22 protein-coding genes are annotated in these 26,450 nt (G+C 39.3%); 7 read left to right on the top strand and 15 right to left on the bottom strand.

Annotation, left to right across the window (positions count from 1 at the left end; translation table 11 throughout):
- Window positions 1-26: 26 nt before the first annotated feature.
- The 3 genes from AC1RFD_RS02350 to AC1RFD_RS02340 all read left to right on the top strand — a co-directional run bounded on the left by AC1RFD_RS02350 (window position 27) and on the right by AC1RFD_RS02340 (window position 4,264).
- Complete coding sequence (locus AC1RFD_RS02350; RefSeq protein WP_048389885.1) at window positions 27-1,196, top strand: PucR family transcriptional regulator; 1,170 nt, start codon at window positions 27-29, stop codon at window positions 1,194-1,196.
- Window positions 1,197-1,368: 172 nt separating this feature from the next.
- Window positions 1,369-2,730 carry an aspartate aminotransferase family protein gene (locus tag AC1RFD_RS02345; protein ID WP_305193348.1) on the top strand — a complete coding sequence of 454 codons (1,362 nt, stop codon included), beginning with the start codon at window positions 1,369-1,371 and terminating at the stop codon, window positions 2,728-2,730.
- 13 nt (window positions 2,731-2,743) lie between these two features.
- Entirely contained in the window at window positions 2,744-4,264 is a 1,521-nt protein-coding gene (locus AC1RFD_RS02340; protein WP_492474451.1) for a CoA-acylating methylmalonate-semialdehyde dehydrogenase, read from the top strand.
- Window positions 4,265-4,356: 92 nt separating this feature from the next.
- Here the strand turns inward: AC1RFD_RS02340 and AC1RFD_RS02335 are convergent, their stop codons facing one another.
- The 7 genes from AC1RFD_RS02335 to AC1RFD_RS02305 all read right to left on the bottom strand — a co-directional run bounded on the left by AC1RFD_RS02335 (window position 4,357) and on the right by AC1RFD_RS02305 (window position 11,732).
- On the bottom strand, window positions 4,357-4,674 hold the full coding sequence (locus AC1RFD_RS02335) for a DUF378 domain-containing protein (protein WP_048389879.1): 318 nt from the start codon (window positions 4,672-4,674) through the stop codon (window positions 4,357-4,359).
- Window positions 4,675-4,856: 182 nt separating this feature from the next.
- Complete coding sequence (locus AC1RFD_RS02330) at window positions 4,857-5,342, bottom strand: methylated-DNA--[protein]-cysteine S-methyltransferase (protein ID WP_048389877.1); 486 nt, start codon at window positions 5,340-5,342, stop codon at window positions 4,857-4,859.
- Window positions 5,329-6,243 (bottom strand): DNA-3-methyladenine glycosylase family protein, encoded by a 915-nt coding sequence (locus AC1RFD_RS02325; RefSeq protein ID WP_492474450.1) that lies wholly within the window; start codon window positions 6,241-6,243, stop codon window positions 5,329-5,331. The genes AC1RFD_RS02330 and AC1RFD_RS02325 overlap by 14 nt, the downstream gene beginning before the upstream one ends.
- Window positions 6,240-6,815: a bifunctional transcriptional activator/DNA repair enzyme AdaA gene (locus tag AC1RFD_RS02320; RefSeq protein WP_066037633.1), complete on the bottom strand. Its 576-nt coding sequence runs from the start codon at window positions 6,813-6,815 to the stop codon at window positions 6,240-6,242. Before AC1RFD_RS02320 ends, AC1RFD_RS02325 begins: the two co-directional genes overlap by 4 nt.
- 25 nt (window positions 6,816-6,840) lie before the next feature.
- Complete coding sequence (locus tag AC1RFD_RS02315) at window positions 6,841-7,608, bottom strand: isocitrate lyase/PEP mutase family protein (protein ID WP_048389871.1); 768 nt, start codon at window positions 7,606-7,608, stop codon at window positions 6,841-6,843.
- 769 nt (window positions 7,609-8,377) lie between these two features.
- A complete protein-coding gene (locus tag AC1RFD_RS02310; RefSeq protein ID WP_048389869.1) occupies window positions 8,378-9,676 on the bottom strand; it encodes an MFS transporter in 1,299 nt (432 codons plus the stop codon).
- Between the two features lie 22 nt (window positions 9,677-9,698).
- Window positions 9,699-11,732: a CocE/NonD family hydrolase gene (locus AC1RFD_RS02305; protein ID WP_492474449.1), complete on the bottom strand. Its 2,034-nt coding sequence runs from the start codon at window positions 11,730-11,732 to the stop codon at window positions 9,699-9,701.
- Between the two features lie 323 nt (window positions 11,733-12,055).
- Here AC1RFD_RS02305 and AC1RFD_RS02300 point away from each other — a divergent pair, with 323 nt between their 5' ends.
- Complete coding sequence (locus tag AC1RFD_RS02300; RefSeq protein ID WP_054550961.1) at window positions 12,056-12,706, top strand: TetR/AcrR family transcriptional regulator; 651 nt, start codon at window positions 12,056-12,058, stop codon at window positions 12,704-12,706.
- Window positions 12,707-12,788: 82 nt separating this feature from the next.
- Here the strand turns inward: AC1RFD_RS02300 and dinG are convergent, their stop codons facing one another.
- From dinG to panB, 5 genes are all read right to left on the bottom strand, one after another.
- The gene (gene dinG / locus AC1RFD_RS02295; protein WP_492474448.1) at window positions 12,789-15,560 is read right to left on the bottom strand and encodes an ATP-dependent DNA helicase DinG; all 2,772 of its coding nucleotides are present in this window, start codon (window positions 15,558-15,560) and stop codon (window positions 12,789-12,791) included.
- Window positions 15,561-15,742: 182 nt separating this feature from the next.
- Window positions 15,743-17,884 carry a 5'-nucleotidase C-terminal domain-containing protein gene (locus AC1RFD_RS02290; protein ID WP_492474447.1) on the bottom strand — a complete coding sequence of 714 codons (2,142 nt, stop codon included), beginning with the start codon at window positions 17,882-17,884 and terminating at the stop codon, window positions 15,743-15,745.
- Between the two features lie 228 nt (window positions 17,885-18,112).
- Complete coding sequence (panD, locus tag AC1RFD_RS02285) at window positions 18,113-18,496, bottom strand: aspartate 1-decarboxylase (RefSeq protein WP_009370842.1); 384 nt, start codon at window positions 18,494-18,496, stop codon at window positions 18,113-18,115.
- Between the two features lies 1 nt (window position 18,497).
- Window positions 18,498-19,352 carry a pantoate--beta-alanine ligase gene (gene panC / locus AC1RFD_RS02280; RefSeq protein WP_492474869.1) on the bottom strand — a complete coding sequence of 285 codons (855 nt, stop codon included), beginning with the start codon at window positions 19,350-19,352 and terminating at the stop codon, window positions 18,498-18,500.
- On the bottom strand, window positions 19,352-20,188 hold the full coding sequence (gene panB, locus AC1RFD_RS02275) for a 3-methyl-2-oxobutanoate hydroxymethyltransferase (RefSeq protein WP_066037629.1): 837 nt from the start codon (window positions 20,186-20,188) through the stop codon (window positions 19,352-19,354). The genes panC and panB overlap by 1 nt, the downstream gene beginning before the upstream one ends.
- 427 nt (window positions 20,189-20,615) lie before the next feature.
- Between panB and AC1RFD_RS02270 the strand changes: the two genes are divergently transcribed.
- The 3 genes from AC1RFD_RS02270 to AC1RFD_RS02260 are packed head-to-tail and all read left to right on the top strand — an operon-like array spanning window position 20,616 to window position 22,370.
- On the top strand, window positions 20,616-20,936 hold the full coding sequence (locus tag AC1RFD_RS02270) for a PadR family transcriptional regulator (protein WP_004232706.1): 321 nt from the start codon (window positions 20,616-20,618) through the stop codon (window positions 20,934-20,936).
- A complete protein-coding gene (locus AC1RFD_RS02265; protein ID WP_374805644.1) occupies window positions 20,929-21,537 on the top strand; it encodes a DUF1700 domain-containing protein in 609 nt (202 codons plus the stop codon). The genes AC1RFD_RS02270 and AC1RFD_RS02265 overlap by 8 nt, the downstream gene beginning before the upstream one ends.
- Window positions 21,534-22,370 (top strand): DUF4097 family beta strand repeat-containing protein, encoded by an 837-nt coding sequence (locus AC1RFD_RS02260; protein ID WP_374805643.1) that lies wholly within the window; start codon window positions 21,534-21,536, stop codon window positions 22,368-22,370. Before AC1RFD_RS02265 ends, AC1RFD_RS02260 begins: the two co-directional genes overlap by 4 nt.
- 607 nt (window positions 22,371-22,977) lie before the next feature.
- On the opposite strand, the gene AC1RFD_RS02255 is transcribed toward AC1RFD_RS02260, so the two are convergent.
- The 3 genes from AC1RFD_RS02255 to bshA all read right to left on the bottom strand — a co-directional run bounded on the left by AC1RFD_RS02255 (window position 22,978) and on the right by bshA (window position 26,421).
- A complete protein-coding gene (locus AC1RFD_RS02255) occupies window positions 22,978-23,961 on the bottom strand; it encodes a biotin--[acetyl-CoA-carboxylase] ligase (RefSeq protein WP_257961416.1) in 984 nt (327 codons plus the stop codon).
- A 155-nt stretch (window positions 23,962-24,116) separates the two neighbouring features.
- Window positions 24,117-25,289: a CCA tRNA nucleotidyltransferase gene (locus tag AC1RFD_RS02250; protein ID WP_492474446.1), complete on the bottom strand. Its 1,173-nt coding sequence runs from the start codon at window positions 25,287-25,289 to the stop codon at window positions 24,117-24,119.
- The gene (gene bshA / locus AC1RFD_RS02245; protein ID WP_004232695.1) at window positions 25,276-26,421 is read right to left on the bottom strand and encodes an N-acetyl-alpha-D-glucosaminyl L-malate synthase BshA; all 1,146 of its coding nucleotides are present in this window, start codon (window positions 26,419-26,421) and stop codon (window positions 25,276-25,278) included. Before bshA ends, AC1RFD_RS02250 begins: the two co-directional genes overlap by 14 nt.
- Between the last annotated feature and the right edge of the window lie 29 nt (window positions 26,422-26,450).

Below are 26,450 nucleotides of genomic sequence, written 5' to 3'. Positions count from 1 at the left end.
TATGTTCATAATTAAGGGGGGAACGTATGGGGACGATTCGTAAAATTGTAGAGGGAGTTCATTTCCCAATGCTCACATTAGTCGCTGGACATAGTGGTACGTATCGCAGAGTTACTGGTATTAATGTTGTGGAAAGCAGTGATTTAATCATGTTTTGTAGACCCAATGAATTAGTCGTCACAACAGGTATTAATTTAGATGCGCAGCAAGACTCCTTGGAACATCTTGTCAAACAGGCATACACAAAAAAAGTAGCTGGCTTTATCATTAATACAGGACCATTCATTCCTAGCATTCCAGAAGCCGTCATCTCTTTTGCCAATCAACATGATTTCCCAATTTTTCAAATGCCATGGAATTATCGCATTGCTGATCTATTAAAAACTACCTTTCAATTTATTGCCAATCACCATCAAGAGCTTTCTATCGAAGAAAAGGTTCTTTTCAATCTACTATTTCATTACAAACAAAACACTAACACAATGAAAGATCAACTAGCACAGCTAGGATTTCCTCAAGGAAGAGAATTAGCGATCATAACTTGTACAACCATTGGCTCCAAAGCAGCTATTGACCGTTATGAGGTCATGATCCAATTCGCTTTTCAAAATCGCTATCAACGCTTCTTAAAATTAAAGCATAAAAATCACCTCATCTTTTTAATTGATAAAGCACAAATCAATACACCTAATATACCCTTCTCAAAAGTTGTGGAAGAAATCTATGAAAAAATCACGCTAAAAAATGGTTACTTGGATATTATTATCGGTAAAGGTAACTTTCATAAAGAGCTAGAAAATGTTCGCCAAAGCTATGATGAGTCCTTAACCGTCATCCATTTAGCACAGCTTCATAACAATCGTTATTTGTATAAATACAAAGAAATCGGTGCCTATAAAATATTGATGGCTGTGAAAAATCAGCCCCTAATGAAATCGTTTAGTCAGGATATTTTAGGACAACTTTACCGCTATGATGAACTACATGGGACAGACTATGTACCTTTTTTACGTATTTTTGTTGAGGAAAATGGCAGTACAAGCAGGATTAGTGAACGTCAATTTATACATCGAAACACCGTCCTCTATAAAATTAAGAAAATTGAAATGCTATTAGATATGGACTTAAGCAATCCCTTTACGAAGACTAATTTGTATATTGCCTTTTTAATTGAGGATGTCTTAATGCATCAATAGCCTGTCACAACATTAAATTAACTGAATTATCTTTCTCATTAAATACTCCTTCTAAAATTCTTGAAGCATACATATAAAGTACAAATGGGGGCGACTGCGCATTTTTGTTGTCCACATCTGAGGAAAACATATGCATGCTAATCAACTACCTGTTTAGAAGGAGTGAAGCTTCGTGACAAATGTAACAAGTCCCAATTGGCAAGTAAAAGATGAACAATTCGTATGGCATTCTATGAAGCCCTACAATCCAAATGCAACAATGATCGTCCAATCCTCTAAAGGGGCATGGATTACTGACATTGAAGGCAAGCGTTATTTAGATGCAATGGCAGGTTTATGGTGTGTGAACGTTGGCTATGGACGTGAGGAGATTGCCAAAGCTGCCTATGAGCAATTGCTAGAAAATACGTATACCCCATTATCTGTTGGGCATATCCCTGCTATTCAATTAAGTGAAAAAATTAATGAGCTTTTAGGGGATGATTATGTCGTCTTCTTCTCCAATAGTGGCTCCGAGGCAAATGAGGCAGCCTTCAAAATAGCTAGACAATATCATCAACAAAAAGGTCACGTCAATCGAACGAAAATTATTTCTCGTTACCGGGCCTATCATGGTAGCTCGATGGGTGCTCTTGCAGCAACTGGACAAGCTCAACGAAAGTATAAATATGAGCCACTGGCACCAGGTTTTTTACATGTCACTCCACCTGACGCTTATCGTGCCAATGAAGACCATATTCAAAGTAAGGACCCTTGTGCATTACCATCCGTCCAAGCAATCGATCATGTCATGACTTGGGAAATGTCAGATTCCATAGCAGCAGTCATTATGGAGCCTATTATTACTGGCGGTGGTGTAATTATGCCCCACGACAGCTACTTACAGGGAGTTAAAGCTGTTTGTGAGAAGCATGGCGCACTACTCATTGTCGATGAAGTCATTTGTGGTTTTGGTCGTACAGGCAAAGCTTTTGGATTCCAAAACTACGGCATTCAGCCTGATATTGTGACTATGGCAAAAGGCTTAACAAGCGCTTATATGCCACTGTCTGCTACAGCTGTTCGTCGTGAAATTTATGAGGCGTTTGCTGGAACTGAGGAATATGACTTTTTCCGTCATGTCAACACATTCGGTGGATCACCAGCAGCATGTGCCGTCGCATTAAAAAATATTGAAATAATGGAAAAGGAAAATTTATTTGCCCACTCGGCTGCACTAGGTGCTACATTACTCACTACATTACAGGAGCAATTAAAGGAGCACCCAAATGTTGGGGATATTCGTGGGAAAGGCTTATTAATTGGCGTAGAGCTAGTACAAGATAAAGATAGCAAAACACCCCTCGACATTACACTTGTGAACAAAGTGATCACACAATGTAAGGAACAAGGGTTACTCATTGGGAAAAATGGGGTAACCGTGGCAGGTTTCAATAATGTGTTAACCTTATCTCCTCCTCTGATTATTTCCACAGACGAGACGAATTTCATTGTTGAAAAATTTGTACAAGCCTTACATTCTATTAAACTGTAGGAGGAATAGCTAGATGGTAACGAATACAGACATACAGGATTTAGGTCATTTTATCAATGGACAAACAGTTCAAGGGAAAAGCGGTCAGTTTTCAGATGTTTACAACCCAAGCACAGGTACTGTCATTGCTCGCGTACCTTTGGCAACAAAACAAGAGGTACAGGAAGCGATTGCTGCTGCCCAAGCGGCTTTTCCTGCTTGGCGTGCCTTATCAGTTGGTAAACGAGCTGAAATTACCCTTAGATTCCGCCAACTCATAACAGAAAATATCGATGAACTAATTGATATGATTTGTACAGAGAGTGGCAAAACGATTGAGGATGCCAAGGGCGAAATTACTCGCGGTTTAGAATCTGTTGATTTAGCTATCAATGCCCCCCATTTACTTAAAGGAGAGTATTCGGTGAATGTTGGTGGTCATATCAATGCCTATTCTCTGAAAGAACCATTAGGCATTGTAGCGGCTATTTCACCATTTAATTTCCCTGTCATGGTACCGCTAGCAATTACAAGTATGGCGGTGGCTGTAGGAAACTGTGTGATTCTCAAGCCGTCAGAGCGGGTTCCTTGCTCAGCATTATTTTTATCAGAGCTGTGGAAAGAGGCAGGCTTACCAGATGGGGTTTGGACTGTTATTAATGGAGACAAAGATGCTGTTAATGAGCTGTTATGCCATCCTGCCATTGAAGCGATTTCCTTTGTAGGCTCTACGCAAGTTGCAGAAGCCATTTATGCTACAGCCTCTAAACATGGGAAGCGTGTCACAGCACTTGGGGGAGGTAAAAATAATATGGTGGTTATGCCAGATGCTGACTTAGAGCATGTAGCAAATGCCTTTTTAGGGGCTGCCTATGGAGCTGCCTCCCAGCGTTGTATGGCACTGTCAACCATTATTCCTGTTGGGGAGGATACAGCCAATAAATTAGTGGGTATTCTTGCTGATAAAATTGCCAAATTAAAAGTGGGTCCCTATACAGATGCCGAAGTTGATTTTGGACCAGTCATTACTCAGCAATCAAAGGATGCCATCATTGGCTATATCGATCGTAGCCTAGAAGAAGGCGCAACATTGGTCTGCGATGGGCGAAATCCGGAAATTTCCAAACAATCGAACGGTTTCTATCTTGGACCTACATTACTCGATCATGTAAAGCCTGGAATGGAAATTTATGAACAAGAGGTTTTTGGACCTGCACGTAATGTCGTCCGCGTGGCATCATTAGAGGAAGCTATAGCCCTTATTAATGCCCATGAATTAGGAAATGGTGTAACCATCTTTACGAACAATGGTGCAGCAGCTCGAAAGTTTACCACTGAAATTGAAGTAGGTATGGTAGGTGTCAATGTACCCATTCCTATTCCAGTAGGCTATCATAACTTTGGTGGCTGGAAACGTTCAAGATTTGGTGAGGGGCATATGTTTGGACCTGACCAAGTACGTTTCTTCACAAAAGCGAAAACCATTTCAGAAAAATGGATAGAACTAGGGAATGACGTAAACTCTTCCTTTGCATTTCCAAGTAATCAGGACTAATCCTAAAAAATAAATATTCGCGTAGTCAATAGCTACGCGAATATTTTGAAAAAACTGACGCGACAACATGGTCACTAGTTTTTACAGTTTAACTATTTATTCTCTTTTTTCTCTTCCGTTTTTCTTACTTCTGAGAAATCTGTTTCTTCTCCAGCCTCCATGCCATAGCTAGGATTTCTATCCATACGAGTAAATGTATCTACATCATCCTCGTCTTCAAATCGCTTTACAAGAATTGGAATCGAAATTAGCCCAGCAAGACCAACGAGTGCATAAACCCAACGAGATAAGACCGCCGTTTGTCCACCAAATAAATAAGCCACTAAATCAAATCTAAAGAATCCAATGAGTCCCCAGTTGATTGCACCTATAATAACTAGTACTAAGGCGATTCTATAAAGCACGCTCATGTGTACACCTCCTTTATTTTCAATACTCCAAGCTATATTTCTTAGCAGGGAGGTGTCATAAGAAGCGATAAAATGACAAAGACTAGTCATTACAACCGCCATTTTGACGGTCTTATTTTTTGCAATAACCTCTTTTTTATACTGTGTACAAATGGCGAAATGACGTACTCTGATGAATGGCGTTACTTGGATAAATTTTTATGTGTCTGCTCATGCTGAAGCAGCCATTCTTTGCGCCACATCCCGCCTCCATAACCTGTCAGCGTTCCATTGGAGCCGATAATTCGATGACATGGCACAACAATGCTGATATTATTTTTACCATTCGCACTACCAACAGCCCTTACAGCTTTTTCATTGTTAATAGCAATGGCGATATCCTTATATGAAGCCGTTTCACCAAATCCTACACTCGGTAAAACATGCCAAACAGCTTGTTGAAAATCTGTACCTCGAAAAACATAAGGAAATGAAAACTCCTGACGATCACCTAGAAAATACTCATGCAATTGCTTAACACATTCTAGTAAAACTTCAGGTGTGTCTTGCTGAGGAGCATTGACGACCTGCTCTCGCTCTGCAAAGTTAATGGCATCAATTGCTGTATCACTTCCCTCAACTTCTATAATCCCAATTGGTGATGAATAATCTAATTTATACCGTTTCATACAGTGACCTCCATAAATAAAAGGTGGCATAAGCTTGCCAGCCTTGCCAATGTTCCGCATAGTTCTTTAATTCTTCAATTGTTGGTTTTCGTTCTAATGCTAGTTGTATTTTTAAAGCATTATGTAGACCTACATCTGCTATAGGAAATGCTGTCGGTTTTTGCAGACATTTCATAAGCACATAATCTGCTGTCCATGCACCAATTCCTCGAATGTCCATTAATCGTTTTTTCATGGCTTCGTAGTCCTCTTGTTGCCACAGCAAATTTTTTGTCAATTGTCCGCTTGCGATAATATTGGCAATATCAATAATGTATTCTGATTTCCTCCTTGTAAATTGGAGGTGGATCAAATCATCTACCTCAATAACGGCTATTCTCTCTGGCGTTGGAAACAGCCAGTAGCTTTGCCCCTCAAAGTAAACATATTCTCCAAAATGCTCGACAAATCTCTTTTTTAACATATAGGCAAAAGTTAAATTTATTTGTTGACCAATAATTGCCCAAACTAATGCTTCAAATAAATCAGGAATCCCGATTAACCGTAATCCGTTATATTTCTTCACAAGTGGCTTTAGGATTTGATCGTTTTTAGCCATCTGGTAATACCCCTGCAAATCCTTTGTTAAATCAAACCACTCTGCGATATATTGTGCGATGATTGCCTGTTCATGGCTAGCTGGCTGTTTCATTGGAAATATTACTATTATTTTATGTGCTTGTTCAGTTATTTCACATAAAATAAATTGTTCATCAATCTTCAATAATTTGTAGAGCACATCATCCTTTATATGGTGAAGTATTTCGTGATGTGAGCGCTTTAAGAACTGCAAACACTCTCTATAATTAAATGATTGTGGTAACTCGATAACTAAATAGCCAACATCGTTTGTCCATTTCATATCATGTCCCCCTGCAACGATAGGTTACGGTATTCTGTAGGCGAACAATTTTTCAGTCGTCGAAAAACTTTATAAAAATTAGATGGGCTTTGAAAGCCAGCTTCATAACATATTTCTAAATTTGTAAAGTCGGTATGTTTTAATAGATGGGCAGCCTTATCAATTCTGATTTTCTCTAAATATGTTCGAGGCGTCTCAGCAGTCTCTTGTTTAAATAGTCGTTCAAGGTGAAAGGGACTGAGGCCAACATGCTCCGCCATATCCTGTAAAGTCACTCTTTGTTTATATTCGTTCATAATAAAAGTCGTGACATTTTTAATCAATTGCGTGTGTGGGGAATGTTCTATTTCAGGCTGACATCGTTTACATGCCCGATAGCCAGCCGCCTCTACCTTTTGGATATCTTCATAAAATTCAACATTCATCTTTTTCGGCTTTCTGGATTTACAGGAAGGACGGCAATAAATCTTAGTAGTTTTAACCGCTGTATAAAAAAGCCCATCATAGGTTTGATCACATGTTATAATCTTTTCCCACTTTTCCTCAAAAGATAAATTGATGGCATTGTCCACGATTATCTCACCTCATTCCCATCGACTATATATATAACGCAGAAGTATCTTGGTCTTTTAATAATTGTGCAGCATGCTGTGTTAAATGCGCAATTATTTTATCTGAAAGTGCATTTCCAAAGCTAAAGCGTTTCACCCCTAATTCTTTTAGTAGCTTGACATTCGTTAAACTAGGTAATGAAAGAAGATTAATGGGCGCATTTATATTACGAGTCATCGCGCTTATTTCATTGGCATCTGTTAAGCCTGGGATAAATATACCACTTGCTCCGCTCTCAATATAAGCTTTTGCTCTTGTTATTGTTTCTTCAAATGGTTGCTCTAATTGAAAATACGTATCTGTTCGAGCATTAATAAAGAAATCTTTATAGCCATGATTATCTAATTCTTTCCTCATGTTTGTTAATAAATAACAGTGTTCAATTATGCTCCTTAAGCCTGTTTGATGTTTAAGGGAATCTTCAATGTTAATCCCTGCTACTCCTACATCTGCCGTTCTCAAAACATTGTCGATAATACTTTGTTCATCATGGCCATACCCCGCTTCTATATCTGCTGATACGGGTATCTTGACTTGCTCTGTAATGGATTGAATAATTGTTAGATGTCGTTGAAAATCGATTTGTTCACCGTCTGCATAGCCAAGTGAGTTCGCTATGCCCCAGCTTGTTGTACCGATTGCTTGAAAGCCTGCCTTTTCTAATGTTAATGCTGATATAACATCCCAAGCATTCCCAATAAATAATAGCTCTTGTGAAAAATGTAAATCATAAAATTGCTGAATTTTTGACATAATATAAGCCTCCATGCTGTTTGTTAGACATTATATTATCAGGAACCACCCTTTTATTTCGTCCTCAATCTTGCTATTATGGTCTATAATAATGTTTTAGCAAATATCTTGTAATAGGCTATTCAATTGTTTACATATAATTTAGTAACTGTAGAATAGGAGCTATGACCCTTACATGGAAAATACAATAGTCAGAAAAATAAATTTATTCACACTTATTATCCTAGTTATGTTCGCTCTCATCCCCCCTGTTAGCGCAATAGCCCAACAGATAAGCTGCTAGATCCTATTGTGTTAGGACAGCATTTAATTCCAAAATGGTCTCCATCGAAGATATATTGAGTGATGTCCATGATCATTCTTTTGTGGCTAGAAATCAATCGTATCCATTCTTCTGGCATACGAGAGATACTATTTGGTTATGTTTATCCATGGATAATATTTGAATAGATAAAAATGAATCCCATTGGCTAGAGGTAACAGATAAACTAGATAGCATTGTTATGTATATCATTATTAGAGTGACTTGCTTTGTGATGGGCAAACACCATGGTGGAAATCGTGTGGAATTTTTACTGGATCATACAAAACCGGAGACGAAAATAGAGGCGTCATTATCTTGACGCCTCTGTTTCCGTGTTTACATATTGATTAGTGAATAATCAACTTGTATAAATAGTAAAAAACTATTCGCAGCCTTTTTAGCTATTCATCATTATGTTTAAAAAAAGCTCGCTTTGGAAGAAACCAATGTTAGTTCTAAACTAAATTAAGTAAGTGCCTGTTCCTTGGAAAGCTTTCGTTGTAAAGCAATTTCTCGGCGTTTTTCTTTCGTCACACGCTGCCAAATGACTACTGTAATGAATCCAATAATAGCTAAGCCTAATAAAATACCAAAGAATACTTTATAGCCCGCTGTGCCACCCCAGTAATCTAAACAAGCACCTGCAATAATTGGCATAAAGATTTCACCACTATAACCAATTATCATCAGTGGCATGGACACAGTTCCTGTTGATTCTACTGGATAATCGCCTTCTACTAGAATTGCAAAATGCATCGCTTGCAAAGCATACATAGATGTATAGATAATCCCAATGAACACTAAAAGCATAAGGATAAAAGAAGCTTTTCCTGGTAATAAAATGAGCCCTACTAAACCAAATGCTAATAAAATATAGCCGATTAACACCATATTCGACACACCAATTCGGTCGCCTATGATTCCTGCACTAAAACTACCAATTGGACGACAATATTGCGAGAAGTAGCCCAAAGCCGCAGCAATTAACGTAGACGCACCAAATGCGGCCGTTGCATAAGGTGTAATGTAATAATAGCTAATAATCATCGCGTAGGACGTAAAGATAAGTATAGTCGCAAGCCAGGTAGTTGGCATCTTCAACACTTTCCAAAGGACTGCCCAATCAAACGTTTTACTGCTCTCTCTATCTTCTGGACTGACAGTTGCTTGATCTGGATCTTTATACAGCATCATAATCATGAGGCCCAACAAAAGACAAATCACAGAATACACTGTAATAACTGCTGAAAGAGCCATTTTATCACTCATATGTTTTGCAAAAAAAGCAAAGATCCCTAAAATCACAGCAGATTGAATAATGTTGGTTACACCACGTCCGCCTTCAAAAAATCCAAAAGCTTTTCCTTGTTCATTTTCAGAGCCTAAAGAACGAACCGCTTTTACTAATGCTCCCCAGAACGTCATAATGGACGTGATTCCCCAAGCAGCATGAATCAGTAGAAGTACTGGATAGGGTGGATACAATAATAATGTAAACCCTAATAATCCTGTGGCTACTAAAGAAATGGTTAATAAATATTTCGTTTTCCAACGATCTGCACAAAATCCTCCAAAAATATAGGAAATTAAACAACAAACACCATACGCACTACCAAGTGTCCCCATTTGTGTATTGGTTAAATGAAATGCATCCAGAAAGACATCATAATAGTAGTTTCTAAAATAAGGCAATGCGTAAATTAAGGCACCTGAAACAGCTAAAATAACTAAAGTAGCTGTATTCTTTTTTAACTTAGCTTCCATATGTTTACCCCTTATATGTTATTTACAAGCCATGACGTTTAATTTTTTGATTCCATTCCTTATGGAAGACTTGTTTGTCATTTTCTTTGATGACCATTTCCCCAACAATTTGGAAGTTTTCCTGATCAGATGTTTTGGTAACCGTAATATCCGCGTCAATCCACCAGCCTTCACGACCAATTTTCATCTTTTGATAGATTGTATACTGAGCTGACAGTGGATCAGCATTCGTTAAGGTTAATTCTCGTTTCAAATTATGTTCTACAGTGACATCAATATCATCAAAGCGATAAATACCTTCACCAAATACGCCTCCAACCCCATCTGTAATGCATGTCCATGTATCTGTTAAAATATCATAGGATATAGAACGATCAACTCTTCCTTCTTGCAGCGTTGTGATTGGCGTTAATGGTGCACTTTCAGCATTCATATTAGGTCCTACTACCTGCTGACCATGGAAGGTTGGCAATGATAAGGTAGCCGTTTCTAGATTTAATGTCAATGTAGCGTCTTCTGGCATTGGCCAAAACATCGGCCAAAACGTTGTAGCTAAGGATAGGCGTAAACGATGCCCCGCTTTAAATTGATGGCCACAGCAATCTAACTGAACAAAGGCCTTCACTTTTTCACCAGGTGTTAACAGGTCAACATGATCATGCCCATTTAAGTGTGTCAGGTTCATCACGCCATAGGATACACGAGTGACAGCTCCATCGGGTGCTACGTCTGATAGCTGTGCAAATAGCATTGCATGTGGTTTGTCACTCATTAATTCCACTTCAAATTTTGGATAGCCCACAATCTCTAAGGCTTTCTCTAGCCTATCCGTTTCAAAAACCATGGCCATTCCATCATCTAATCGTTGGTCTGCTGGACTTTCACCTAGTACGCCAGCGCCCATCCATTCACCAGATAAAAGTCCATGATTTTGAGGAGTTTTTAGTAGGACTTGCTCTTGTTGCTCACTGCGGTTTTCTACTAGTTTTCCATGTGTCAGTTGATACACCTTAGTTTGTATCCATTCATCTGCTGGCCACGATTCTAAACCAACCCAATAGCCTTTGCTGATTGGTTTCTTAACGGATGGCTCCATGCTCTCTTCTACCCAGACATTCACCATTGATCCATCCATTACATCGTTGTCTATTCCTTTTAACCAATGATCCCACCATTTCACAGCTTCTTGTAGAAAGCCCATTGCTGGACCCGGCACTCCATCGTGGGGATAAACATGTGCCCATGGGCCAATGATGCCTTTTCTCGGAACAGAAAGCCCTTCCATTAAACTTAAGACTGTGTTTGTATAGGAATCTTCCCAGCCATCTAGCGCAAAAACTGGGATTTCTATGTCTTGATAATTCTCACAAACTGAACCATGTTTCCAATAATCGTCTCTTGTTTGATGCTCCATCCATTGTGCCATCCATAAAGGCATATTTTCTAATCGTTCCATCCACTTATCACGCCAGCTATCTCCAACAATATGTGGATCAATTGGACGTAACTGGTAGGCTAACATAATAGCACCCCACCAGAAGTTATCGTTTAACAAGCAACCGCCCTTATAGTGAATATCATTGTTATAACGATCATCTGTAAAGCCTACGGTAATAATCGCCTTTAACGCCTTTGGTCGACGAGCTGCTACTTGTAGAGAATTAAATCCGCCCCACGATTTCCCCATCATCCCGATATTGCCATCACACCAGCTTTGGTTAGCAATCCATTCAATGACTTCAAGGGCATCATCCTGCTCTTGCTTTAGATATTCATCCTTTAATAAACCATCTGACTCACCTGAACCTCGCATATCCACTCGCACAACAGCATAACCATGTCCTGCAAAATAACCGTGCATAGGCTCATCTCTTGCTCTTGTCCCATCTGTTTTACGATAAGGAATATACTCTAAAATGGCTGGTACTTTCTCTCCCAATTTTACATTTGGTAGCCAGATACGACTTGAAAGCCTTGTGCCGTCTGCTAACTCGATCCATGTGTTTTCAATCGTTTCATATGTACACTCAAATTGTGTCACAATTTTTTTACTCATTGTATAATCCTCCCCTTGTGTCTAAGTGCAAGACTCCTAGTTATAACATCCTCTTCGTCTAATTATTCCGAATCTTGATTATTTAGTAATCATGATTATAAAATAATTGTGATTAGTATATCACCTGAAATTCTAATGCACAACTCTGAAAATGACAAAAGCTAATGCTATAATGAAAGAAGATAATTAAAATTGCTATGCTATAATAAGTTTAAATTAGCTACAAAAAGGTAAATATATACATTTAATTAATGATTTTACAGTAATTAATTGTTTGTTAGGGGGATATTACTTTGAAGAAAAAGGAAATACAAAGGAGTCGTATGTGGAAATACTTTGTAGATGCCACTGCGGAAATCATCGAAGAAGAAGGGCTGGAAAATGTCACAATCCGAAAGGTTGCTGATAAAGCAGGTTACAACAGTGCTACTATCTACAATTATTTTTCAGAAGTCTCGCATCTTCTATTTTTTGCATCGATGAGATGCATGCAAGACTATACCAACGAAGTTGCTCGCTACATAGAAAGAGGCAAAGATCCTATTGAAAAATACTTATTGGCTTGGGAGTGCTTTTGTCAATATTCCTTTAAACAACCTCAGATTTTTCACGCAGTCTTTATCATGGATTTAGGGGAAACACCAGAAGCACTATTGGAAAATTATTATAATTTTTACCCCAATGATTTAATCAATATCCCTGATGATTTAAAGACCATTTTATTTCAACACAGCCTAACGAAACGAGGGCGTTCTATGTTAGAGATCGCTTTAAAAGAAGGCTACTTAACTGAAGGCAATGTTGATGCCATCAATGAAATTACACTATTAATTTGGCAAGGTATGTTTACAAACCTATTGAATAATCGCAAAAGTTATGATGCCAACCAAGCAACGGCAATCACTATGAAATATATTACAGAAATCGTTCGTAATGCTAACCTTTTTGATGAGCAAACTAAAAACAAGCAATGAGAATCATACTAGCAATTGCCTTTCTTTAAACGCTTATACAATACGTAAAAACCCCTTCTAGCAATGCTAAAAGGGGTTTCTGCTATTTTTGCCAATGATTTAGTTCCTTTAACAATTCGGGTAGCTGCAATTTCTTTACATCGATAGGTGGTAATGCCTTAATAAACTCTTTCCCATATGACTTACTAGTAATTCGTCGGTCTAGGACAATAAAAGCTCCTTTATCCTGCGAAGAACGTATTAATCGACCAAAGCCTTGCTTAAACCTCATGATCGCTTCTGGTAAGGAAAGCTCCGTAAAGGAATTGCGGCCTAGAGTAGTTAGATGCTTTGCCCTCGCCTTAAAAACAGGCTCTTCTGGTGAAGAAAATGGTAATCGTACGACAATAACAGAGGCAAGTGCATCTCCTGGAACATCTACCCCCTCCCAAAAACTGTTTGTGCCAAATAGAACGGCATGACTAAATTTTTGGAAGGATTTTAGAATGCGCATACGGCTACCGCCTGTAACACCTTGTGCAAATAGCATGTAATCATCTAATAGTTCACTATCTTGGATAAGCTCAACTGTTTTTCGTAGCATATCCTGTGCTGTAAAGAGTACAAAGCAACGCCCTTCTGTCATTCGAACAGTCCGCGTAATTGCATGGGCAACAGCCTCAATGTATTCTTCTTGGCTGACATGCTGAATATCTGGCATATCGGTGACGATAAATGCCTTAGCCCCAGCATAGTAGGCTGGCGGAGCTTGTAGTTTCAAGACTTCAACATTATCAGAAATGCCTAACTGGCGTGTAACAAAGCGCTCATTGCCTGGTACCGTTAATGTGCCTGATGTCCAAACAATACTAGCTTGCTGACGTAATGGTGCTAATACTTGTTCAATTATTGGCGTCACATTGACAGGCTTCTTAAAAACATGGAGACTGCCAGGGACACTCCGTACATCAAATTCTAACCAAACAGAATTGCCTTCCTGTGGTGACAGAAAAATATCGTCCCATTCAGCAATTTTTATCTTCACTTCTCGAATCCAATATTGCCATTCAGATAATACATATTGATCGTTTTTATCTAGCTGCTCAATCGCATTTTCGAACGACTGTGTAATGCTAGTAGCGAGATCCAGCCATTGCTGGGTTAGTTTGCTTACTTGTGCAAACGTTTCTTTCGCAAATGAAACATCCTCTAAAAACAAGGTACATTTACTACCTGCTTGTTTCCCTTTCATTTGCTGTTGCAATTTTTGAATAGTTCTCTGGATTGTTTCATCAAATGTCCGCTGCAAACGTATGAATTGTGCATCAAGATGCTGTAAATTTTGCATGGCTACTCGCTGTTTTTTCTTCGCTGCCTGGCAAAACTGTTGAAATAGAGCCGTGTCCTCCATCGTACCAATTTGTCCAAAAATATACTTCCATTGTGTATAGGAGAAGACTACTTCATCCTGCTGCATAGCAGCCTGAATAAATTGATGCGCCTCGTCAATAATCCAGCCATCTATTTCTGTAAAAAGTGGTGTTTGACGCACTAAATCACTTAAAACCATGGCATGATTCGTTACAATACAGTCAGCAACTGCACTGTTCTTTAAAGCTTGCTCATAGAAATCAAAGCCCTTTGAAGGCTTGTCATTCGGTATTTTTCGGATTTTCTCTAAAAACAGTTGTCCGCCACCAGAAACATTGAGCTCGCTCAACACACCAGTCTCTGTTTTGGTCAACCACACAAGTATTTGTAAAATAGTAAATGTATCATCATAGGATTCATCAGCATATGCCATACATTGCTCAAAGCGATCGAGATCAATATAATGCTGCATTCCCTTCAACACACACAAATTCACCTTTGTCCCAAGGATTTTTTCAATCTTTGGTAGCTCTTCTTCTACAAGCTGTTCTTGTAAATAGGAAGTATACGTACTGATGGCAATCTTTTTATTGACAGCACGGGCAAATAAGATGGCTGGAAGTAAATAGCCAGCAGTTTTACCAATACCTGTAGAAGCTTCAATCACGCACTCCTGTTGTTCATGTAATGCCCGCCAAATCGTGTCCATCATGTCAAATTGTGCAGGACGTTCCTCAAAATTTGGCAGTGCCTTTGACATTAAAGTTATTTTCTCATCTACTGATTGAGGGTAGGCAATCGTTTCTGTCACATGCTCATGCTTATTTCGGCCATTGCCAATCGCAAAATTACGGTAATAGTGTACTTTTTCGCGGCCCGTCGTATGCTGGCGCTTAATTTGCAACGCCTCAAAAAAAAGCTGAGAAATATTTGATTTTAAGCGAAAGGAACGCTTATGCATCTGTTCAAGTGTAAGCTGTGGTAAACTTAGTAGCTCCTTCCAGCAATGCTTGAATAGCTCCGCTGTCGCGCGAGCATCGTCATCCGCTCGATGGGCATTTGCTAACTCAATATTTAAATCGGCCGCTAAATCCCCTAGCTTAAAACCAAGGGACATAGGGAACAAAATTTTAGCTAGCTCCACCGTATCCATTTTTTTACCTTGCCATTTCGGTAGTCCAGCACGTTTAAACTCTGCTTGTAAAAAGGATAAGTCAAAATCTGCATTATGTGCAACAAATACACAGTCAGCAAGTAGCTCATATATGTAATCCGCATGCGCTTCAAATGGGAAGGCATCCTTTACATCCTCATTCGTTATATGCGTTAAATCTTGAATGAAAGTTGGAATAGCTTTCCCCGGATTTATGAACTTCGTATAGGTACGCTCAATTTCCCAATCCTTCATAATAACAATGGCAATTTGAATCATCCGGTCCCCATTGGCTGGTGAATGACCAGTTGTCTCCAAATCTACAATTGCATATTTTTGACTTTCCATCATACATCTCAACTCACAGTTCACATTAGATAAGTTGAATTTTATCATATTATTGGCTTTGCGGCATCCTTTCTCCTCTTTGTTGAATCACCGCATCCATACAAAAAACGCAACCTTGGAGAAATCAATCCCCTAAGGTTGCGTTGTAGAATCGTTATGGAGTGCTTACTCAAACAACGTTACGCTTATTGTTTTTTTGCTACATCAACAATACGACCTTCTGTTGTTGTTTTCACTTCTTTAAGTGATAGTAATTGCTCTTGAAGGTTTTCCCAATCAGATAAGCCTAAATCTGTAACACGACCTTCTTCATATGCTTTAGCAAACATATCTAGGCCATCTCCACCTTTAGCAGTATAGGCATTTGTAGCTACTGTGTAAGTTTTACCATCTTCAATAGCAACATATTTACCTGTTGCTTTATCTAAATATTCGATAGATACAACACGTGAGCCTACTTCTTTTGACGAATCATATTGTAATTTCGCTCCAGCAATGTGTAAGAAGCCACCATTTTCTTTAGGTGCATTTTTCAAGGACACTTCAAATGCTGCTTTTAGCTCAGCACCTGTTGCATCCATTAATGCTAATGTATTACCGAATGGTAATACTGTAATTACTTGACCAACTGTAATATTCCCAGCTGGAATTGCTTCTCGAATACCACCGCCATTTTGTAATGCCATTACAACCGTTTTATCAGTATATTTTTGTGCCTTTGCTAGCATACCATCTGTAATGATATTACCTAGGGCTGTTTCATTACTACGCACACTTTCAAGACTTGTTTCACTTGCACGTGGGTTAGCTAAAGCTTCTTTTAGTGTTACACCGATTTCTTTGTTGTTCACTTCATCTACTTTTGCTTTATAAGGTGCTAGTAATTTTACTAATGATTCGTCTTCAGCTACCTTACCAAGGTCGATTAATTCGCCACCATATTCAGTAACTATGCCATCTCCATCAAATGTTACATCAAGCGTACCTAAGTATTTTACATACTCATTGGCCTGTACAATTAATGTAGCATCCTTCGCTTCACCTACTGTATTTGTATCAACAACGAATGGCTCGTCTAATTTTGTATGATCATGTGCGCCAACAATGACATCAATGCCTGGTACATTTTTAGCTAGTAAAATATCATTATCAACATTCGGATTATCATTGTAGCCAATATGTGTTAAAGCGATAATTTTGTTGACACCCATTCCTTCAAAGGCTGCCACAGCTTTTTTCGCTTCCTCTATATAATTTGTAAATGTTACTTTATCAGGAGAAGCAATATCAACCGTTTCCTCAGTCGTTAAGCCGAAAATACCAACTTTTTCTCCATCAATTTCTTTTACAATACCAGAATAAATTTTACCATTTTCAGGTTCACTTGAAATTAAGTCTGTAAATAAACCAGTGAATTTATCATCTGCTGAGAAATCAGCATTAGCATCTACAAATGGGAATTTAGCCCCTTTAACAAAATCCGCTAATGCTTGATGACCTTCAGGAGAGGCACCTAAATCAAATTCATGGTTACCAAATACCATTGCATCAAAGCCAATTTCATTTAATAGCGCTAGATCTGCTTGTCCATGGAATTCATTGAAATATAATGTACCATTAAATGCATCGCCAGCATGTAATGTTAAAACATTTTTCTTTGCTTCCCTTTGTTCTTTTACAGCTGTCGCCAATTTAGGTAATTCATTTGCACGAGCATGTGTATCATTCACATGTAAAATCGATAATGAGAAGGCATCTGCTGGTGTTTCTGGAGTTTCTGGAGTCTCTGGTGTTTCTGGGTTTGATTTTGTTAGAGCCTCAGCAATGAATGTTGCCAGTTGTCCACGTGTAACTTTTTCACTAGCCTCATGATTTTTTGCACTTTCTAGCTCTGGTAATGTTGGGATAGATGCTAAAATTTTTGCTAAATCACCATGTGTAATTGTCTGGTTTGGACGGAAAGTATTATCTCCATAGCCTGTAATGACATTTAATTCTACAAGGGCTGCAATTGAGCCATAATAAGGATTTGATGCACTAATATCCGTAAATTTTGGATCCTCTACTTCTTTTGTATCCAATTTTAATGCGCCTGCAATCATTTTTGCCGCTTGTCCACGTGTGACATTTGTATCTGGTTTGAATGTACCATCTGGGTAACCACTAATAATCCCTGCTGCATAAAGTGTAGAAATGCCTTCAAAATCTGCATGACTTTCCTTTACATCCGAAAAAGGACTTGCTGCTGATGCTGGTACTACCGCTACCGCTGTTACAGCCAATGCTGCTGCAGTTACTGTTAAAAATTTGTTACGTTTATTTTCCATGACAAATGATACCTCCACTAGTAAAATGATGTACTAACAACTAAATTCTACATAAATATGACGCAAAATACTAGAACATTTGTAAAATTATAATTTTGTTAACTAGTTCAATAGTAATAAAAGCAAATTTTTGCCAGTAACTTTTGATATAAACGTAATCGCAAAAAAGGAGGATTGGCTATTCTTTGCCATCCTCCTCTCTAGTATTAATTTATTCTATGGCTGAATTCACATCACAGTTGCTTCTGGCTCGTGTGCGATCATTTCCTTAATTGTATTGCCCTCTCCCATGATGGCTACAGTTGGTTGATGGTCTTTTGCCTCATGATTATCCACATACACATAGGAAATAATAATGACAATATCACCACGCTGCACAAGTCTTGCTGCTGCACCATTAACACAAATGACACCTGATCCTCGTTCACCAGCTATAATATATGTTTCAAAACGAGCGCCATTATTGTTATTAACAACATGTACTTTTTCGTTTGCCAGCATACCTACTGCATCTAAAATATCTTCATCTATTGTTATGGAGCCTACATAGTTTAAATCTGCCTGTGTCACTGTTGCACGGTGGATTTTACTATTCATCATCATACGTAACATACTATAGTCCCTCTTTCACAGTAAAAATACAATTATCGATTAAACGTGTTTTACCTATATAAACAGCTGCTGCCAACAGAACTTGCTGAGTTGCAGTTGTCACTGGTGTTAAATCTGGATATGTTAATAATTCAATATAATCAATGCGGCCATATGTTCTTGCATGAATATGAGCTTTTGCTTTTGCAAGTGCTTTATCAGCATCACCATTCGCTAAAAAGCTATCGCGAGCCAACTGTAATGCTTCATTGATTGCTGGAGCCTCTTGTCGCTCTGACTCACTTAAATAGACATTACGAGAAGATTTCGCTAAACCGTCCTCCTCGCGTACAATTGGGACAACACGCATTTCTAAAGGGAAATTAAAATCACGTACCATTGTCGCAATAATCGCAACCTGCTGTGCATCTTTTTGACCGAAATAAGCTCTTGTTGGCAGTGTTAAATGAAATAATTTAGAGACAACCTGTAAAACACCATCAAAATGACCAGGACGACTTGCACCACAAAGAATGGTAGCCTGCTCACCTGCATGTAGACGAATCCCTCCATCTTGAGGATACATTTCTTCCACACTTGGTGCGAACACAATATCAACGCCCACAGATTCAGCTAATGCAGTATCTCTAGGCAAATCACGAGGATAACTTTCAAAATCCTCATTTGGCCCAAATTGTGTTGGGTTGACAAATATACTCATCACAACGACATCATTTTCTACACGAGCTGTTTGTGCTAATGTTAAATGACCTTCATGTAAATAGCCCATTGTCGGAACAAGTCCAATCGTTTTTTGAGCATGCTTAGCTGCTTGAATTTCTGTGGCTAATGCCTGTATGGTCGTGATGACTTTCATCATTTAACGCCTCCATATAGCTGATCTAATGCTTCCTCTTTCATTGTGAAGAAATGCTTTGGAGCTGGGAAAGTACCCGCTTTCACTGCTTCTACGTAACCCATCATCCCCGCGCTTGCTTCTTTGCCCATATCAGCAAATTGTTGAACAAATTTCGGTACATGGTGCGAACCGTAGCTTAGCATGTCATGATACACCAGCACTTGTCCATCAGCCTCAATACCAGCGCCTATGCCAATGGTTGGAATAACAAGACTAGCTGAAACAATTTCTGTCAGTTGATGAGGAATACATTCCAACACAACTGCACAAGCTCCAGCCGCTTCGCATTGTTTTGCTTCTTCAAGCAGTGTAGCAGCCTGTTCAGCTGTTTTTCCTTGTACCTTATAACCACCAAGCACTCCCGCTGATTGAGGCAACAAGCCTAAGTGAGCTACTACTGGAATACCAGCTGACGTTAATTTACGAATGACAGGTATAACTTCACCTGCCCCCTCAACCTTTAAAGCATCTGCTCCTGTTTGTTGCATCATCGCAATGGCTGTTTTGAGTGTCTCATTGACATCGCCATGATAAGAACCAAAGGGCATATCAACGACTATAAACGTATCCTTTGCCCCTCGTCTTACTGCTTTTGCATGATGAACCATATCCGCTACAGTTACAGGCATTGTAGAATCATAGCCAAGCACGACCATTCCAAGTGAATCCCCGACTAGTATCATCTCAACGCCAGCTTCTTCCGCGAATTTAGCAGCTGGATAATCATAGGCCGTCACCATCACGATTTTCTCGCCTGCCGCTTTCATCTTTAAAAAATCTGTTGTCGTTTTCATTTTGTAGTCCTCCTTTTTTAAAGGAAGAAAACAGAAAAACCCTTCTGGCCGAAAACAGACAGAAGGGTAGTGTGTCGTTCAATGATAAAAAGACCCCTGAAAGAGGCAATAGCTTACAAAATGAAAGCTATATTTGAACGTATCGTTTTCTTCCGTCCCTGTCTAAAAGATCAAGGCAGATATTTGATAGTATAGTCTATTGCGTTTTTGAAGGTGCCGTTCACAATGGATACTGCCCTTCGCACATACTATAACAGATTTTCCTATTAATCTTCAAATATTATTTTCTTACAATATCTTCGTCTAACAACATTGGAAAAAATTTTCTTTTAGAATTGACAATCAATGTTATACGTCATATACTATCCACATACTATATGTCATATAATATAAAATGAAGTATAGGTATTACATGTGAGGTGAAAAGATGACATTTCAGCTTGGTTCAGCTTTACTTGATGCTTGTGTACTGGCTATTGTCGAGAAAGAGGACGCCTACGGTTATTCTTTAACACAGCAGGTACAATCAGTCATGGAGATTTCAGAGTCTACACTGTATCCTGTATTACGCCGCTTACAAAAAGCGCATTACTTAACAACGTACGATCAACCTTATCAAGGTAGAAATAGACGCTATTATCAAATTACGGAGCAAGGACGTATACGATTATTAGAGCTATTAAAAGAATGGCAAATGTATAAGGAAAAGGTTGATTGTGTACTTTTAGGAGGGAATTTAGATGGATAGAGCAAGCTATTTGAAACAGCTACGAGGAAAATTACGTCGGCTTCCTGCGCATGAGTTAGACGCTGCGCTTGCCTATTATGAAGAATACTTTGAGGAGGCTGGAGAGGAAAACGAGCATCAGGTCATTTCACAACTTGGCTCTCCTTCACACGTTGCCTCACAAATATTAGCTGATTTCGCATTAAAGGATTTAGAAACCTCCTCGGCAAAATCAACAAAAAAGAATATGTCTGCCATTTGGCTCATTATTCTAGCTATACTGTCTGCGCCCCTTTCATTGCCATTACTTGCAACAGCCATTGCACTCATTTTTTCATTTGGCGCAGTCATTATCAGCTTAATCTTTGCTATTGTCGCAACTGTTATTAGTATTTTTGCTGGTGGCGTTGTGGCGATCATTTCAGGTTTCTTAATTTTAACAGAGCATTGGCCGACCGCACTGCTCTTTATGGGTGTCGGGTTAATCGTAACGGGCTTGGGTGTCCTACTGTTCCCAGTTGTTGCTCGTGTTATCAAGAAAACCGTTGTTGTCTCTGTTGAAACATTAGGCAGACTGTTCCATAAAATGACAAAGAAGAAAAAAAGGGGGACTTCTAAATGACGTCAAAAAATACCCTTATAGCCATGACAATGATTGCATTAGGCATTCTACTCGCATTGATTGGCTATTTTTCAGGGGGTCGCTGGCTGATTCTTAAAGATTCAGAGGGTCTTTATGTCCCAAGTAATACTAAATTAATAAGTCAGTCTCATGCTTTAGATGCATTCACAAGCATTAATATCATAAATGATTATGGAGATGTGGAGATTGTTGCAAGTGATAGTGACTATAAATTAGACACAAAGGTCCATGAGCAAGAAGATGTAACATATCATATTGATAACGGAACTTTAACCATCGAAACAATGGCAAAGAAAAAGGATGGTTCTCAATTTGGCTTCGGTAACCTCTCTTCCCCTTCAATCAAACTCTATGTCCCAAAAGATACAAAAATAGAGGCGATTGTAATAGACAGTAATTTTGGCGATACAGCCATTCATGGGCTCCAGTATCAGCAGCTTAATCTCATCCAGGATTATGGAGATATTACTTTCAACAGCACGACGGGTGACAAAACAGAGATTAGGCAGTCCTTTGGTGATTTGACGCTTCAGCAACTTACTAGTAACGGCTTTACTATTGAGAGCGAGCATGGAGATATCGATATAGATGGCACATTAAATGGGCAAACAACCATTACCTCTAGTTTTGGCGATACAACGATTCACTTACAAAACAAACAAAGTGATATAGGCTACGCTCTCAAAACAGACTTCGGTGATGTGACCATTAATGATGAAGAACAAAATGGCACCGTGACTCAGGTAACGAAGGGTGAGCACCAACTGAATGTTTCCTTATCACATGGTGATATAGATGTGTCACTAAAATAAAGAATAGTCAATAAAAGAAGCTGCAAGTACAGGACGTTACTTGCAGCTTCTCATATTGTTGAAAAACAAAACCATTAATAGAATTTTTGTGAAAGGTGAAAATGGTTTCCTTTGCAGGCTACTTTCTTTCCTGTGGGCGAGCGCCGATCCCACGGGAGTCAAGTAGCCTTCCACTTCAACCTACAAAAGTGTTACCTTTTAGCAAAGGTTTTCAAATAAAGTGAAGGTGTTCACGACTCTTTATGAAGAGATGCTGTTACGCATGACTTCCCCACATTGAAAATAAAAGTCTATCGATTCTCTAATAATACAAATAATGGATTATTTTGTTCGCTACGGCCAGTATGAAAGATAAAGCAAAGACACTTTTGCAGAATGGTTGATTGGAGTGGAGCCAGCGTCACTCCTAGGGGATTTAGCGTCACAGATGAGACCCTAGAGCGAACGTAAGTGAGTGAAGCGGCTCATCGGACGCCCCCTGGAAAGGACGCTGGCGGAACGGAAATCAACCCCTCACCTTGCAAAGTTGCTTTTTCTGCCGTTGACATCATCTTTTTGCAACAACATGAGAAGCCGCAAGTATAGGACATTACTTGCAGCTTCTTTTTTATAATATTTTGATGTCTCCCGCATAGATCGTTCGAACCGTTCCATCGTCCTGTGTCAGTTGCAGAACACCATCGTCTGTAATACCACTGGCAACCCCTTCAAAACGTTCGCGTATCGTCGTTACCTCTATACGTTGACCAATTGTACAAGACATTTGCTGCCATAGTGTCTTTAGACTCGCAAAACCTTCTTTAACGTATAGTTCTGTAAATTGTTCTAAATAGTGTAAGATAGAGGCCACAAGTGCTGCACGATTGATTTCTTCTCCAGCTTCTAATCGTAATGAAGTGGCAATATCCGCAATATCAGGTGAAAAGTCAGCTGCTGCTTGGTTCGCATTTATGCCAATTCCAACAAGTAAAGCTTGCACAAGATCCGCCTCTGCTTGCATTTCCGTTAAAATCCCCGTACATTTTTTGCCATTAATCAATAAATCATTGGGCCATTTAATCGCTGGCTCTACATCTTTATATAAGGTTTTAATGGCCATTGTGACAGCTACTGCCACCACAAGTGTATAGGATGAGGCCTGCTGGGGCGTAACATCTGGCCGAACGATTACGGTCATCCAAATACCTGTCCCATGTGCAGACTCCCAAGGACGAGCCATACGACCACGCCCCGCTGTTTGCTCCTCACCAATAATAATTGTACCGTGTGGAGCTCCTTCCTGTGCAAGCTTATGCGCAATTGTTTGTGTTGAATCAACTACATCGTAATAATGGATCTCACGTCCAAAATGCTCTGTCTTTAAAAAAAGCTTAATCTGTGTGGGGCTCAAGCTATTTGGTACACCTGTCAATACATACCCCTTTTTCTTAATTGTATCAAATGTATACCCTTCCTCTTGTAATGTTTGCATATGCTTCCAAACAGCGGTTCTTGAAACACCAAGAGAATCTGCTAATTCCTGACCTGAAACCGCTTCTCCATCAGCAGTCAATATTCTTTTTAAAATTTCGTCCTTCATGGAAATTGTCATCTTCACATCAATCCTTTAGTTAACTGTACTCTTGTTATGTAACTTATTTTGTCTTAATCATACTGTAAATTAACGTAAATGACCACCAACGATAGGAATTTAATGAAGCCGTCTCCCATTTCAGGAGACGGCTTTTATCTATCATGTATTCGGCTTTAAGTAAGATCCTGTTGCTCCAGCCAGCTTTTAATCTGTTGTCGATCATTTTGAAGTTCATGATGAAGAATGGCTGTCAGCAGCTCCTCCAATGCGGCTTTTACCCACGGCCCACCCTTTTTGCCAGACCATTTCAGTAAATCAGCCCCATTCACCGCTAATTCTTGCTTATGTTGAATCGGTAGCTTTGCCTGTAATTCTCGGATAGATTGTTGAAGTATCGAAGCGTCTAATTGGCGAAGTTGGGCAAAATATTGTGCAGCCTCTAGTTCTTGCTCTGTGTAGTAAAAATAATGGCGATTTGTCCAACCATCTTTTAAAGCGTCATAAGCGGTTAAAACGGAATTAATAAACGCCATTTCCTTATTCGATAATCGATAATCGCGCACTACCTCACGCCATGCTGCTCCTTGTAGTAAGGCAAAGTATGCCCAGCCAAGAAGGGCATCTTTTGTTTGGAAATTATGCCATTGAGCAGTTTGAAAATCACCTGTTAAATAGGCCGTTAATCCACTGTCCTCTAGTTTTTGTATACCCCCAAAAACTGTTTGTCCTACCCAAAGCTTATCAAGCTCTGCTTTAATGCGTTCTTTTGCAATAAAGCCCAAATCAGCAGCCCTTTGCTGGATGGCTGCTAATGTATTCGCCTCGATCGTAAAATCAAGCTGTGCAGAGAAGCGAATCGCTCGCAGCATCCTTAAAGCATCTTCTGCAAACCGTTTTTCTGCCTCTCCTACCGCTCGTATAACGCGCTTTTCAATATCTTGTTGTCCGCCATAATAATCTACAAAAGAGCCATCACGACGCATGGCAATGGCGTTCATTGTAAAATCTCGGCGTTGTAAATCCTCTTTTAGAGATCGAACGAAATGGACATTCTGTGGTCTTCGATGATCTGTATATTCCCCATCTGTCCGATAGGTAGTCACTTCCACAGGTCCAGCGGGTACGATAACAAGTACCGTCCCATGCTGAATCCCAATATCTACAGTCTTTTGAAACACAGTTTTTACTTCTTCAGGCAAGGCATTTGTAGCCACATCTACATCATGGGCATGACGATCGAGTAAAGCATCTCTTACAGCTCCACCAACAATAACTGCTTCAAATCCCGCCTGTTCTAATTGCTCAATGACTGAATAGGCTGCTTGCCATTCTTTATTGTTTTGCATGATTTCTTTCCGCAACCTTCTCGTACAGATTTTCATATTGTTCCACAATTTTGGATGAGTGGAATTTTTCACTTACTGCACGGATGGCCGCTTCTCGGAAGCGCAGTAATTGTTCCTCATCTTGCAATAAATGGGTTGCATACGCCGCAACTGCCTCTGTATCCCCTAATTCCACGATATAGCCGTCTACACCATGCTCAATGACTTCTGGAATACCACCTACATTTGTTCCAATACAAGGTACACCACAAGCCATTGCCTCTAATAACACCAGTCCAAACGATTCTTGCTGTGATAATAATAGCTTTAGATCACTAATCGCATACAGTTCAGCTAAGTTTTCTTGTTTCCCTAAAAATAAAACATCCTTCATATACGGACTTCCTTTTACTTGGTCCATGACACGATGCTTTTCTGGGCCATCACCTACTAATAAGAGCTTTGCTTTCATGTTGGCACGGATTTTCATAAAGGCGTCTACAATGTGTGGAAGGTTCTTTATTTTACGGAAGTTTGATACATGAATGAGGACTTTTTCATCTTCTTGTATACCAAATTGCTCTTTTAAGTTTCCTGAATTTCGTGGGAAGTATTCCCGTTCGTCCACAAAGTTATAAATCGTTTCAATTGGTTTTACTGTATCAATCAGTTCATAGGTTTGTTCTTTTAATGCCTGTGACACGGTTGTCACAATATCAGATTTATCAATCCCATACTTAATGGCCTGTGAGAGCGTAGAATCTTGCCCAAGCACCGATATATCTGTGCCATGAAGGGTTGTAACGATGCCAATGTCTCGGCCGCTCATTTCACGGGCTAGTACCGCACATACTGCATGTGGGATGGCATAATGCACATGTAGCACATCCAACTCTTCATCCTTGATGACGTCTGCCATTTTACTCGCTAATGCAATATCGTATGGAGAATATTGAAATACTGAATAATTATTAACTTCGACTTCATGGAAAAAGACGGTTGGATAAATTTTATTCAATCGAAATGGTACGCTTGAGGTGATGAAATGAATTTCATGTCCTCTTTCTGCAAGCATTTTGCCTAATTCTGTTGCAATGACACCAGAGCCACCAACTGTAGGATAACAGGTAATGCCTATTTTTAGCTTTTTCATTCGATGATCATCCTTTCTGAATCACGTCT

The sequence above is a fragment of the Lysinibacillus sp. GW823-FHT02G10 genome, from assembly GCF_058797135.1.
Note: the sequence above shows the minus strand (reverse complement) of the source record. Positions and strands in the feature narration are given on the sequence as shown.

Coding starts and splice junctions, on each gene's coding strand:
- AC1RFD_RS02350 (WP_048389885.1), top strand. CDS start 27: ATGGGGACGATTCGTAAAATTGTAGAGGGAGTTCATTTCCCAATGCTC.
- AC1RFD_RS02340 (WP_492474451.1), top strand. CDS start 2,744: ATGGTAACGAATACAGACATACAGGATTTAGGTCATTTTATCAATGGA.
- AC1RFD_RS02335 (WP_048389879.1), bottom strand. CDS start 4,674: ATGAGCGTGCTTTATAGAATCGCCTTAGTACTAGTTATTATAGGTGCA.
- AC1RFD_RS02330 (WP_048389877.1), bottom strand. CDS start 5,342: ATGAAACGGTATAAATTAGATTATTCATCACCAATTGGGATTATAGAA.
- AC1RFD_RS02325 (WP_492474450.1), bottom strand. CDS start 6,243: ATGAAATGGACAAACGATGTTGGCTATTTAGTTATCGAGTTACCACAA.
- AC1RFD_RS02315 (WP_048389871.1), bottom strand. CDS start 7,608: ATGTCAAAAATTCAGCAATTTTATGATTTACATTTTTCACAAGAGCTA.
- AC1RFD_RS02310 (WP_048389869.1), bottom strand. CDS start 9,676: ATGGAAGCTAAGTTAAAAAAGAATACAGCTACTTTAGTTATTTTAGCT.
- AC1RFD_RS02305 (WP_492474449.1), bottom strand. CDS start 11,732: ATGAGTAAAAAAATTGTGACACAATTTGAGTGTACATATGAAACGATT.
- AC1RFD_RS02300 (WP_054550961.1), top strand. CDS start 12,056: ATGTGGAAATACTTTGTAGATGCCACTGCGGAAATCATCGAAGAAGAA.
- dinG (WP_492474448.1), bottom strand. CDS start 15,560: ATGATGGAAAGTCAAAAATATGCAATTGTAGATTTGGAGACAACTGGT.
- AC1RFD_RS02290 (WP_492474447.1), bottom strand. CDS start 17,884: ATGGAAAATAAACGTAACAAATTTTTAACAGTAACTGCAGCAGCATTG.
- panD (WP_009370842.1), bottom strand. CDS start 18,496: ATGTTACGTATGATGATGAATAGTAAAATCCACCGTGCAACAGTGACA.
- panC (WP_492474869.1), bottom strand. CDS start 19,352: ATGAAAGTCATCACGACCATACAGGCATTAGCCACAGAAATTCAAGCA.
- panB (WP_066037629.1), bottom strand. CDS start 20,188: ATGAAAACGACAACAGATTTTTTAAAGATGAAAGCGGCAGGCGAGAAA.
- AC1RFD_RS02270 (WP_004232706.1), top strand. CDS start 20,616: ATGACATTTCAGCTTGGTTCAGCTTTACTTGATGCTTGTGTACTGGCT.
- AC1RFD_RS02265 (WP_374805644.1), top strand. CDS start 20,929: ATGGATAGAGCAAGCTATTTGAAACAGCTACGAGGAAAATTACGTCGG.
- AC1RFD_RS02260 (WP_374805643.1), top strand. CDS start 21,534: ATGACGTCAAAAAATACCCTTATAGCCATGACAATGATTGCATTAGGC.
- AC1RFD_RS02255 (WP_257961416.1), bottom strand. CDS start 23,961: ATGACAATTTCCATGAAGGACGAAATTTTAAAAAGAATATTGACTGCT.
- AC1RFD_RS02250 (WP_492474446.1), bottom strand. CDS start 25,289: ATGCAAAACAATAAAGAATGGCAAGCAGCCTATTCAGTCATTGAGCAA.
- bshA (WP_004232695.1), bottom strand. CDS start 26,421: ATGAAAAAGCTAAAAATAGGCATTACCTGTTATCCTACAGTTGGTGGC.